The organism is Microbulbifer mixtoriginis (SeqCode) (genome assembly GCF_052466865.1).
This window is the reverse complement of the sequence record NZ_CP174293.1, coordinates 4,826,329-4,838,184: the sequence shown is the minus strand read 5'-3', so window position 1 is coordinate 4,838,184 and position 11,856 is coordinate 4,826,329. Positions and strand designations below refer to the sequence as shown.

The 11,856-nt window shown below is 47.1% G+C and carries 13 protein-coding genes; 7 read left to right on the top strand and 6 right to left on the bottom strand.

Features of this window, described 5'->3' with window-relative positions; genetic code table 11:
• Positions 1-18 precede the first annotated feature (18 nt).
• Together rarD and serA are read right to left on the bottom strand one after the other, a co-directional pair.
• Complete coding sequence (gene rarD, locus ACJJJA_RS21550; protein ID WP_444883034.1) at positions 19-927, bottom strand: EamA family transporter RarD; 909 nt, start codon at positions 925-927, stop codon at positions 19-21.
• A 204-nt stretch (positions 928-1,131) separates the two neighbouring features.
• The gene (gene serA, locus ACJJJA_RS21545) at positions 1,132-2,379 is read right to left on the bottom strand and encodes a phosphoglycerate dehydrogenase (protein WP_444903338.1); all 1,248 of its coding nucleotides are present in this window, start codon (positions 2,377-2,379) and stop codon (positions 1,132-1,134) included.
• A gap of 150 nt (positions 2,380-2,529) precedes the next feature.
• Here serA and ACJJJA_RS21540 point away from each other — a divergent pair, with 150 nt between their 5' ends.
• The 6 genes from ACJJJA_RS21540 to ACJJJA_RS21515 all read left to right on the top strand — a co-directional run bounded on the left by ACJJJA_RS21540 (position 2,530) and on the right by ACJJJA_RS21515 (position 7,339).
• Complete coding sequence (locus ACJJJA_RS21540) at positions 2,530-3,192, top strand: fumarylacetoacetate hydrolase family protein (protein WP_444903337.1); 663 nt, start codon at positions 2,530-2,532, stop codon at positions 3,190-3,192.
• Positions 3,193-3,332: 140 nt separating this feature from the next.
• Positions 3,333-4,841 (top strand): aldehyde dehydrogenase, encoded by a 1,509-nt coding sequence (locus ACJJJA_RS21535; RefSeq protein WP_444903336.1) that lies wholly within the window; start codon positions 3,333-3,335, stop codon positions 4,839-4,841.
• 239 nt (positions 4,842-5,080) lie between these two features.
• On the top strand, positions 5,081-5,479 hold the full coding sequence (locus tag ACJJJA_RS21530) for a biotin/lipoyl attachment domain-containing protein (protein WP_252083642.1): 399 nt from the start codon (positions 5,081-5,083) through the stop codon (positions 5,477-5,479).
• Positions 5,480-5,548: 69 nt separating this feature from the next.
• Complete coding sequence (locus ACJJJA_RS21525) at positions 5,549-5,863, top strand: putative signal transducing protein (RefSeq protein WP_252083641.1); 315 nt, start codon at positions 5,549-5,551, stop codon at positions 5,861-5,863.
• 164 nt (positions 5,864-6,027) lie between these two features.
• The gene (locus ACJJJA_RS21520) at positions 6,028-6,414 is read left to right on the top strand and encodes a SpoIIAA family protein (protein WP_444883031.1); all 387 of its coding nucleotides are present in this window, start codon (positions 6,028-6,030) and stop codon (positions 6,412-6,414) included.
• A 163-nt stretch (positions 6,415-6,577) separates the two neighbouring features.
• A complete protein-coding gene (locus tag ACJJJA_RS21515) occupies positions 6,578-7,339 on the top strand; it encodes a TerC family protein (RefSeq protein WP_444887426.1) in 762 nt (253 codons plus the stop codon).
• 78 nt (positions 7,340-7,417) lie between these two features.
• Here the strand turns inward: ACJJJA_RS21515 and ACJJJA_RS21510 are convergent, their stop codons facing one another.
• Positions 7,418-7,873: a phosphate-starvation-inducible PsiE family protein gene (locus ACJJJA_RS21510; protein ID WP_444883029.1), complete on the bottom strand. Its 456-nt coding sequence runs from the start codon at positions 7,871-7,873 to the stop codon at positions 7,418-7,420.
• Positions 7,874-7,949: 76 nt separating this feature from the next.
• On the bottom strand, positions 7,950-8,546 hold the full coding sequence (locus ACJJJA_RS21505) for an esterase/lipase family protein (RefSeq protein ID WP_252083637.1): 597 nt from the start codon (positions 8,544-8,546) through the stop codon (positions 7,950-7,952).
• A gap of 268 nt (positions 8,547-8,814) precedes the next feature.
• Between ACJJJA_RS21505 and ACJJJA_RS21500 the strand changes: the two genes are divergently transcribed.
• Complete coding sequence (locus tag ACJJJA_RS21500) at positions 8,815-9,762, top strand: DUF5996 family protein (protein ID WP_444903335.1); 948 nt, start codon at positions 8,815-8,817, stop codon at positions 9,760-9,762.
• 250 nt (positions 9,763-10,012) lie between these two features.
• On the opposite strand, the gene ACJJJA_RS21495 is transcribed toward ACJJJA_RS21500, so the two are convergent.
• Together ACJJJA_RS21495 and ACJJJA_RS21490 are read right to left on the bottom strand one after the other, a co-directional pair.
• Complete coding sequence (locus ACJJJA_RS21495; protein ID WP_444903334.1) at positions 10,013-10,837, bottom strand: DUF5694 domain-containing protein; 825 nt, start codon at positions 10,835-10,837, stop codon at positions 10,013-10,015.
• 38 nt (positions 10,838-10,875) lie between these two features.
• Positions 10,876-11,703, bottom strand: a complete 828-nt coding sequence (locus tag ACJJJA_RS21490) for a DUF5694 domain-containing protein (protein WP_444903333.1) — start codon at positions 11,701-11,703, stop codon at positions 10,876-10,878.
• Between the last annotated feature and the right edge of the window lie 153 nt (positions 11,704-11,856).

Sequence of the window (11,856 nt, the reverse complement as noted above, 5' to 3'; positions counted from 1 at the left end):
GGCTGGCGAAGCTTATCCTTAAAGTGAGGCCTTGCCCTGCAAATGGAGTTTGCGTCTTTGCGCCAGGGCATCCATTGAGTAGAGCGCTAGACCCATCCATACAAACATAAAGGTAGTGAGTTTGCCCTCGCTAAATGGCTCACCAAGCATTTGGGTGGCGACCACCAGCATTAGTGAGGGCCCGATGTACTGCAGGAATCCCACCGTGGATAAGTTCAGCCTGCGCGCAGCAATAGTGAATAACAGCAGTGGCACTAGGGTGACGGGGCCGGCCAGTACCAACAGACTGTTTAGTTCCCAGCCGTTGTTCAATAAGTTACTGGTGGGGCTGGCGCTCCAAAGCAGGTAGATCAAGGCTACCGGCAACATATACAGAGTCTCTATGGCCAGCCCGGTAAGGCTTTCCACCGGCGCACGTTTGCGCGCAAGCCCATAGAGGGCGAAAGACCCAGCCAGGAATAGGGCGATGACCGGCACACGGCCGAACTGCCAGAGTTCGTGGACAATACCCATGGCGGCAAGCGCCACCGCCAACCATTGTAGGCGCCGCAATTTTTCTCCTAGGAATAAAACCCCCAGGACAATATTGATTAATGGGTTGATGTAGTAGCCGAGACTACTTTCCAGCAGATGGCCATTGTTAATAGCCCAAATAAATACCAGCCAGTTACCGCCAATCAGTGCGGTAGTAAGGGCCAACACCCGCATTTTCTTGTGGTCGCGCAGAGTGCGGATAAGATCGGGCAATTTGCCCAGCAGTAACATAATCAGCAGCGCCAGCGCGAAGGACCAGATACTGCGGTGGGCGAGGATCTCAGCTGCGGGAATGCCTTGTAGCTGATTAAAGTAAATTGGGGCCAGCCCCCAAATAAGGAAGGCGGCAACGCCGGCGAGAAAGCCGGTAGTGGCGGTATCGTTGTTGCGCAAGGGAACACCTGCTATGGAAAATGCGATGTTGGCTTGGGCCCGGTCACGCGAGAGGGTGCGTGTGGGACTGAACCAACAGAATAGGAGCTGCTATTGTAGAAGTGAGCGCCATGGTGGATCAATCCTTTTATCGATCAGCTGAGGGCGCAGAAAGACGGGTGGCAGAGGAGTTGCACACCCGTCCATAGAGGGCTTTCTAGGGAGCTAGAACAACACGCGGCAGCGCAGGGTGCCGGGGATATTCTTCAGTTTTTCCAGCGCTAGGTCCGAGTAAGCCGCATCCACATCAATCACCACATAACCCACTGTCTCGTTAGTCTGCAGGTATTGGGCAGAGATGTTGATGGCATTATCTGAGAACACCTGGTTAATGGCACTCAATACACCGGGGACATTTTTGTGGATATGCAGCAGGCGATGGGTACCGGCGTGTCCTGGCAGTGCCACCTCGGGGAAATTCACAGAGCTGGTGGTGGTACCGTTATCGGAGTAGTGCGCCAGTTTTTCCGCCACCTCGGTGCCGATATTTTCCTGGGCTTCCATGGTGGAGCCGCCCACGTGGGGAGTCAGCAGGGCGTTGTCGATGCCGCGCAGTGGGGAGAGAAATTCATCGTCATTGCCGCGTGGCTCTACCGGGAATACATCGATAGCGGCACCGGCCAGGTGCTTACTATTGAGGGCTTCTGCCAGGGCTTCAATATTCACCACGGTGCCACGGGAGGCGTTTAGCAGTATGGCGCCGGGCTTCATTTGTGCGATTTCTTCGGCACCCATCATCATTTTGGTCGAGGGCAGCTCGGGTACATGCAAGGAAACGACATCGGACTCGCGCAGTAACTCCTGCAAAGAGCCTACCTGGCTGGCGTTGCCCAACGGTAGCTTGGTGATGACATCATAAAATTTCACCCGCATACCGATGGCCTCAGCCATGACTGATACCTGCGAGCCAATAGCACCGTAACCGATAAGCCCCAGGGTTTTACCGCGGGCTTCGAAGGAGCCCACTGCGGATTTGAGCCAGCCACCGCGATGGCACACAGCATTTTTCTCTGGGATACCGCGCAGCATGAAGATGGTCTCGGCGATAATCAGTTCCGCCACGCTGCGGGTATTGGAATAAGGCGCGTTAAATACGGCAACACCGAGCTCAGTGGCCGCTTGCAGGTCCACTTGGTTGGTTCCGATACAGAAACAGCCAACGGCAACCAGTTTTGGGGCATTTTCTAGCACCTTGCGGGTCAGCTGGGTGCGGGAGCGAATACCGATAAAATGGGCATCCGCGATCTTCTCGATCAACTGATCTTCGGGCAGGGAAGTTTTTAGAAACTCTACGTTGGTGTAGCCACGGGAGGCCAACAGATCAATAGCCGACTGGTGTACACCTTCCAGCAGCAGGATGCGAATCTTGTCTTTTTGCAGGGACTTTCTTTGATCGGAATTGTGCGGAGCCATAAACTATCTCTTCACTGAGTGCGGGTAACGCGATGTAAAAAGTGCTTTGCCACTTCTAAGAGGTGCCGAAGTCAGGCGAAGGCGCGATCATAGCACATGCTGGTTATATCGCTTTATTCGAAATTCCTATCCTAACTATCTTATTTATTTATGTACCAACACCAATTTACCTGTGGCAGTGAAGTTCCTTACAAGCTGGGCAAGATTATCTGTGTGGGGCGCAACTATGCCGACCACGCCGCCGAGTTGAATAATCCGGTACCTGAGGAGCCTTTGCTGTTTATCAAACCGGCTACTGCGGCAGTAGAAATGGCCAAACCTATTCACCTGCCCACGGGACGTGGCAGCTGTCACTTCGAGGGTGAGTTGGCACTGCTGATCGGTAAGAAATTGACCGACGCCAATGCGACAGAAGTTCCCCCGGCAATTGCTGGGCTGGGTCTCTCGCTGGATCTCACTTTGCGTGATTTACAGTCACAACTTAAGCAAGCCGGGCACCCCTGGGAAAAGGCCAAGGGCTTTGATAATTCCTGCCCCCTTTCTTCTTTCGTCAAATTGGACTGGTTGCCGGATTGGGACAAGCTTAGTTATTCGCTGTGGCTAAACGGCGAGCAACGCCAGTGTGGTAAAACTGAGCATATGCTCACCCCGATACTCGATTTGGTGGCCTATATCAGCAGTTACTTTACTCTTGAACCCGGCGACGTGGTGTTGACTGGCACCCCAGCGGGCGTCGGTGAGCTGCATCACGGCGACAAGCTGATGATGCAGTTACAGGATGATTGGTTACAGGTGGAGACTGAGGTCGTGTAATTCTACTTAGGGGCCTGCCTCTTGGGGCCCCTTAATGTACTTGCCAAGCCACAATTAGCCGGATGCCAGCAACCCCTTTGATTTGTGATCACATTTTCGATATAACCTGAAAAAACTAATAGTCTCAGACGAGGTGTGCCATGAAAGAAGAAAATAACATCCCGCAAAACCTGCAGGAGTGGCAGGCTCTGGCGGCCTCACTCAAGATTGAAGGCCGAGCCTTTATCAATGGCGAGTATGTAGATGCTCTATCTGGGGAAACTCGTGCCACCTATAACCCCGCCAATGGTGAAGAGTTGGCGCAGATCGCCAGTTGCGGTCCACAGGATGCCGATCTGGCAGTCAATGTAGCACGCGAGACTTTTGAGTCCGGTGTCTGGTCGAAAATGCCGCCGATGCAGCGCAAAAAAATTCTGGTGCGATTTGCCGAACTGATCGAAGAACACTTAGTGGAAATTGCCCTGTTGGAGAGCCTGGATGCGGGTAAGCCCATTGGCGATACCATGGCCGTGGATGTTCCCGGGGCAGCCACCACTATTCGTTGGAGTGGTGAGGCCATCGACAAGATCTACGATGAAGTTGCTCCTACAGGCCCGGGTGAGCTTGGTCTGGTAACCCGCATGCCGCTGGGGGTGGTGGCGGCAATCGTGCCCTGGAATTTCCCATTGTCCACCACCGCTTGGAAGTTGGGGCCGGCGTTGGCCACTGGCAATAGCGTGATTCTGAAGCCGGCCTCCAATACCCCGCTGACAGCGATTAAATTGGCTGGTTTGGCCAAGAAAGCAGGTCTGCCCGATGGCGTACTGAATGTATTACCGGGACCAGGTAGTAGCTTGGGTAAGGCGCTGGGCCTGCATATGGATATCGACTGCCTCACCTTCACCGGTTCCACCGAAGTAGGCAAGACCCTCACCGAGTATTCCGGTCAGTCAAACTTGAAGCGTACTTTCCTGGAGTTGGGTGGAAAGAGCCCGAATATTGTCTTTGCTGATGCCGACTTGGATAAGGCCGCCGATGCAGCAGCACTGGCCATTTTCTATAACCAGGGGGAAACTTGTACTGCGGGTTCACGCCTGCTGGTAGAAAAGAGCATCGCTGATGAGTTTATTCAAAAGGTAAGCAAGGCTGCTGAGCGCTTTAAGCCCGGCCACCCACAAGATCCCAATACCGCAATGGGTGCGCTGATCGATCGCAGTCAGTTCGATACGGTTGAATTCTATGTGGCCAAGGGCCTGGAGCAGGGCGCGCAGCTGGTATGTGGTGGTCAGCCGGTGGATGAGGTGACTGGCGGTTACTATTATGAGCCGACCGTATTTCGCAATGTGACTGGCGAAATGACCATCGCCCGCGAAGAGATTTTTGGCCCGGTACTGTCGGTGATCGAATTTGAAACAGAGGAGGAGGCGCTCGCCATAGCCAATGATTCCATCTACGGGCTGGCGGCAGGTATCTGGACCAACAACTTGGGCCGCGCCCATCGGATGGCCCGCGATATCTATGCGGGCTCTGTGTGGGTCAATAACTACTTTGGCGGGGATATCACTGTCCCATTTGGTGGCTTCAAACAGTCGGGCAACGGCCGGGATAAGTCCCTGCACGCCTTGGATAAGTACTGTGAATTAAAATCCACTTGGATAGATCTCAGCTAGATTCACTCTTCCTGCATCCTAGTAGCATAAATTTACAAAAGGGCCACAAATAGTGGCCCTTTCTTTGCCTCGCTAGTTTATTTATCACCCCTTTTATTTTCCTGTCACCTAGCTATTCAATCTGGCGTGAATTATCTAGTCAGCTATACCTAAGTTATCGCCTTTTAAAAATGCCTTCGGCGACATGGCCCATAAACTGGGCTGGAGTCTGTGGAAAAACCAGCTTGAGGAGAATTGGCTTGAGAAAAATCTGCCTGTTTGTCGTTATCCTGGCTGTCAGCGGAATAACACCTCTACGGGCAGCGGAGGCCCCCAGGTTTGGAGAAATTGCGGGGCTAGTCAGTGTGGAGCGAATATATGCCCAGGCAATGCGCACCACACAGGTCCACAGTTTGATTGGCAATTGGATGGAAGTATTTGTCCGGCATGGCGATGCGGTGGAAAAGGGGCAACTTTTGGCGGTTTACAAAAGTACTAGGGGGAGGGCTGTGTTGGAATATATTGCCAGTCGTTCCGGGCGGGTACTTATTAATAGCCGGGCAGCACTGAATACCGTAGAAAGTGTTCTGGAAATCATCACGGTCCCCCATGAAGAATATTGTCGACATGTAGATTGCACAGCTGCGACAGAGGAATAGAGCTGATCTATTGGGTTCATCTACTGGTTGTGGGTATTCTGGGGGTTCTGGAGCAGGGCCTCTTACCTCATGAAACTCATTTATACCCATGAAAACCGCCTCCTGGTGGAGCTGGTTAAAAGTCGCCTGGAAGTTGCCGGTATAGCGGTCAAACTGAAAAATGAATTTGCCCAGGGTGCATCTGGAGAGCTGGCCCCGAACCAAGCTTGGGCGGAACTTTGGTTGGAGCGAGACCGAGATTATGAGCGGGCCTGTCAGCTATTACAGGATGCCGAAGCTGAACAGAGAGGCTGGACCTGCCCCAGCTGTGGTGAAGAGAACGGGGCGGCCTTTGACTATTGTTGGCAATGCGGAAAATCACGGCCGGTAGCCTGTGAAGAATAGCTATTTTCATGTGTCCAAATTGTATTCCTTCAAGCAGAAGTAATGTTCTTAGCCTGATAAAAATAAAGCATTAATTTTTGGCGCAACGACTTCTAAATGTTTATTTAGAGTGTGTATTGAAAGCTAACTTATCCTGTGTAGAAAACGTCAGTTAAGGGTGACCTATGAGCGATCAACCTCACGGTGTTTCTATCGGTTTGGAGCAACAAGGCAATCACTTCTTTTTGACTCTGCGAGCTCGCGGAAAACTGACGCATGAGGATTACCAGACCATGGTACCCATGCTCAACTCCGCTATTGCCGGTGTAGAAAACCCCAAGATTGATTGTCTAATGGATGCCAAGGAGTTACAGGGTTGGGAGCCGCGCGCTGCTTGGGACGATTTAAAGTTAGGGTTATCTCATGGCCGTGAGTTTAATCGGATTGCGGTAATCTCTGATAAGCGCTGGATGAAAATAGCTAGTAAAGTGGGGAGCTGGTTTATCAGCGGTGAGTATAAAGTATTTGATTCTGAAGATAAGGCCATGATCTGGTTGCGTCAAGGCGAATAGAGTAGCTTAATATGGCCTACTTCCTGACACTCTCTTCTGAACACTGAGTTAGTAGAGATGTCAGGTGACTACAAAAGATAAAGTTTGGCGCTGACTGTGCCATATTGGCCTCCCCTAGTTACGGGAAGAGCATTTCAGAATAATTAATGGATAAGGAATTTTTATGTTCGAGTGGATAGCCAGCCCGGAAGCCTGGGTTGCTCTGGCTACATTGGCAGCGCTGGAAATAGTTCTGGGTATCGATAATATTATTTTTATTTCTATTCTCGTTGGGCGCCTTCCGCCCCATCAGCGGGAACCGGCTCGTTTTATTGGCCTGACCCTTGCTATGGTAATGCGCCTAGCATTATTGTTTTCCATCGTCTGGATTATGGGGCTGGTAGAGCCACTGTTTAGTATTTTTTCAATGGAGATATCTGGTCGCGATATCATTTTAGTGGGAGGCGGCTTGTTCCTGATCGCTAAAGCCACACATGAAATACACAACAGCTTGGAGGGTGCTGAGACTGATTCGGCCTCACTGGGGACCGCCGGCTTTGGCATGGTGCTTCTGCAAATTGCCATTCTCGACATCGTATTTTCACTCGATTCTGTGATTACTGCCGTAGGTCTGGTGGATGAAATCTCCATTATGGCTGTCGCCATTGTCCTAGCAGTAATGGTTATGCTGGTGGCCGCTAAACCAATAGGTGACTTCGTCGATCGCCATCCAACGGTTAAAATTCTCGCGCTGGCATTTTTGATTATGGTTGGACTTACCCTGGTGGTAGAAGGTTTTGATGTGCATGTACCCAAGGGGTATATCTATTTTGCCATGGCATTCTCGATGGCAGTGGAGATGCTTAATTTGCGCCTACGTAGTAAGAAAGAGCGCAAAACAAAGCCGGTGCGGTTACATCATGCATTACGTGAGAGTGATAACTAGTATATAAATCCAGTCTTAATTGGGCGAATGGTGAATCAGCACTTCGCCCAATTTAAAGTGACTAATATACTGTAAAAATTAGTAATTACTTCTTTTGTTTTTCAGTATTAGGTAGGTTAATCCTAGTGCTAGAGTTGCAGCTGCCAGCCCGATTAATTCTCCCGCACTGACTTTATCCAGATCCAGAATTATAAACTTACGCGCAAGCGCCAGTATAGCAATTAAGACTACAACGGTAGTTTGAATAATACTCTGCTGCTTGGTTACCACATATTGCAGGGTGTGGCTGAACTCCAGTGCAATCAGTAAGGTAATAATCTCACCGAAAATAGTCTGGAATACTTTGTGATCAAGAGGATCTTTCATGCCGATCAATAGCATGGAGTATACAGAATAGGCAAGACGGCTAATGGCGATAATAACAATTACAATAATGATAAAGGTGAGAAGTAGTGCAATAAAGCTTTCGAATTTACGGTAATAATTCTGGATGGCACTTTCTGGCTTGGCGGTCTCTTTATCTGAATTACTCATAGTTAATTGCCTGTGAAAGTAGGCTAGGCATATTAAACATTTAGAATTTCTTAATGAGGCTATTCATAAAATATATTTACTCCATACCTGTTATGACTTCATTTTTCATCAATGAAATAACTTTAGTACTCATTGGCATTAATCTATGTAAGATAACCGGAACCTCATAAGATACACCAATTCCCAGCTGGGCACTGCTGTGTGGCATTATGGTGATGTCGTATTTAGTCCAAATTGAGACAGGTTGGGTTTGTTCCAAGAGGTGTATTGACTTGTTTAAAGATTTTAAGAAGTCACTACCCACGCGTAGCTGTTTCCCTCCTTTATATGGCAGAAAATTTGCCCAATAGCTACCATGGTGTGGAGAGGCAATAGAGATAAATTTATGCACCTTATCAATACCGCTCATGGCTTGTAGGTAATAGCGCGCGACAATTCCCCCCATGCTAAATCCTATCAACGTACAAGTCTCCTCTCCCTTAAGTATATTCTCCATCTTTGCCATTAATTGAGCGGATAAATGCTCCATACCGTGCCAACCTGAGTTGTAACGCAAGTGAATGTAATGTGTGTTATAGCCTGCTTCAGAAAGTATACGTTGCATTTTTAACAGAGAGGTACCCCGGTCAAAAATCCCGGGGACTAATAGAACAGTATGGCTTTTGCGGCTCATGCGTGACAGGTATTCAGTTGTTTAGAGTTGGTATGTTTGGGGTAACGCGATTAACTTATTAGTTTCTCGACTGAAGAGTGTAGTTTGCAAGTCAAAGGCGTGGGAATTTGCTTGGTGACACTAATAATGTATTTGTAAGTTATGTTGGCATGTAGAGAATCATTTGGTGTCGATAATGTTACTGTTGTGGATTTTTCCGAATGCTGCTTATTTTTTTGCTGAGGCAGTAGCCTTTTATTTTATTTGTTGTGAGTGATCGGAGTGAAATATGAAGATGCCTTCAAATCGTTCTAAGAATTCAGATTGGCCTGAACTTCACTTTCAAGATTGGTCAGACACAGTGGCCACATTACATCTGTGGACACAGATCATTGGTAAGATTCGCTTGGTTCAGACACCTTGGACAAATCACTCCTGGCATGTGCCTTTTTATATATCAGCAAGGGGATTGAATACCTCTCTGATCCCCTATGATGGAAGAGCTTTTTCTATTGAATTTGATCTTCTTGAGCATCAACTTTCAATATTGGTCAGTGATGGTGGCAGGCGTATCATACCGTTAACGCCAATGTGCGTTGCTGATTTCTATATGGCGGTTATAAATGTAATGAGGGATCTTGGTCTTTCAGTTGAAATCTATACCACACCTAGTGAGATTGCCAATGGTATCCCCTTTGAAGAGGATAGGAATCATTGTCATTATGACTCAAGGTTTGCAACCCGTTTTTCGCAGGCGCTAGTGCAAATAGATAGAGTTTTTAAAGAGTTTCGTTCCCGTTTTATAGGGAAATGCAGTCCTGTACATTTTTTCTGGGGAAGTTTTGATTTAGCGGTTACACGTTTCTCTGGCAGAGAGGCACCTCTGCATCCTGGAGGCGTTCCAAATTTCCCTGACTGGGCTGCTCAAGAGGCATACTCTCATGAAGTCAGTAGTGCTGGGTTTTGGCCCGGCGGAGGAGGTTATAAAGATGCTGCATTTTATTCTTATACGTATCCTGCATCTGATAAATTTTCGGGTCAAGAGGTTAGTCCGGATTCTGCGTTTTATTCAAAGGAGCTGTCTGAATTTATCCTTCCTTATGGTGAGGTGAGGAAGTCTACTGCACCAGATGAAACATTATTGGCTTTTCTGCAGAGTACCTATGAAGCTGCAGCGAGCACTGGAGGGTGGGATCGGAGTGCTCTAGAGAAAGAATTTATTCCAAAAGCTAGATAGAAATATTGATAGCAAAATCATAGGTATGATTATTAAGGTGGATGTAATCTTGTTTTTGTATGGTAATTCCTGAGCTGAAAATAAATTATCTTACACGTAGTTAGGGAGGGAAAACTAAAGTTAAAATTTCTTGTGTGTCTATTTTTTGCTAAGCTTGGATATCACACTATATGTAGTGTGATATCCAAGGGTATGGATTGGAATGAGTATTACTCTCAATTGTTAGTGATAAATAAGCCGGGTAGGAATTCTAGAGATAATCATTAATATCCCAAGCCTTGCGCTGAAGATCGGTGGCCAGAAGTGTTTTCATAAGTGCGGTATGACCTGAACCCGCAATTGCGATAACCTTGGTTCCTGGTTGAGCCTTAGCTTGGATGTTGGCATACATGCGAAAATTCCTATGCCACCAACTGACTGACGCATCTGCTCCTAAGAAACCCTCACCAGAATCAATATCATTTACCATAAGATATAAATTCATATTTTTTCTGTCTCTCTCAAGAGAGTTATCAATTTGGAGCAACTGTCGTAAGGGGAGTGTTTTGTGTTGCTTACTAGCTAAACTCCCAAAATCTGCTATTTCGGCATCAAACATTTTTTTTCTTACAGGTGCATTGGTACTCATATAGCTCATGAGTTTTGCCCCATTCCAATGTACTTGATTTTCATCATAGCAAATAACACCATTCAGTTTCGCTTTGGCTGCAATGCGAAAACCCAGCTGTTGGTGCTCATTAACTTCGAGTTTATGTTTTCCATTCAGGTAAGATTGAAATTTTTTATCAATATTTTCCTGTTTACTTGGGTCACACTCTAGCATTACATGGGTGGGGGATTCACCGGCTAGTTTCTCGGTTAATTGCTCCAAATAGGCTTGATTTTCTGGCGTTAGCACATCGATAACATTTAACTTTACTGTATCCCGGCCAGGGTTCGCAAAATGAAAGGTACCGAATAGCATTACCTGGGCCTGCGCTACTTCAGGGCTGGATGATACTTCTTTTTCTGCAGCCCAACTTGAGCAAGAAGCCAGGGCTATGATACTGCTCAAGAGCTTTATAATATTTCTCATTGTTCCCCTAATTCTCCATTCTTTATTTCTTATATTTTTTATAAGTATTCATTAACATTCCAAGCCCGGCGACTTTTGTCAACCTCTAGAAGGGTCTTTAGGATAGCAGTATGACCTGAGCCACCGATAGCAATTACTTTAGTTCCTGGCTGGGCTTTGGCCTGTATATTAGCGTACATACGAAAATTACGGTGCCACCAGCTTGCTGCTGCATCGGCCCCAATAAAACCTTTACCTGCACCTATATCATTTTCCATAATATAGAGATTCATATTATCTTGATCTTCCTTTGAGCTATTATGGAATTGCAGTAATTGACCTAAAGATAAAGTGCTGTGCCTGAGAGACGTATCCTTGCCGATTTTCTCTATAAGTTTGTCATGAATTCTTTTTCTCTCCGGTGTTTCTTTGGTCATATAATCTCTTAGTTCAGCACCTTTCCAATGAACATTTCTTTCGTCATAACAAAGTACCTTATCCAGTCCTGCTTTTTCCGCTATACGAAATCCCAGTTGCTGATTCTCATTTATGCTGAGGTCATGGTTGCCATTTTTATAAGAATTGAACTTGCGATTTATTGTTTTTTGATATGTCGGCGGGCATTCAATTAATACGTGGGTGGGCCCCTCATCTGCAAGCTTGCTAGTAAGTTGCTCCAAATAGCGCTGGTTATTGGGGGTCAGTACGTTGATTACCTCTGACTTTACTGAATCCAATCCAGGATTATGAAAATGAAAAACACCAAATAGCATTACTTGGGCTGCTGGTGTGTCCTGCTCTGGCATTATGGGTTTTTCAGTGGCGTAGCCAATAGAGTTGACAGCTAAAGCAAATGTACCAGCTAAAATTAAGGTAAGTTTTCTCATTGTTATACTCCCTGTGTTCATTAAAATGAGTGACGGTTGTTATGTCACTCACGGTAAGACGCTGTAGAATCACAGGGAGATGCAGTATTAATAAATTTATTGTCTGCTATTTAAATAAAGCTATCTGGTACTAATGGCTTAAAGGTTCATCGA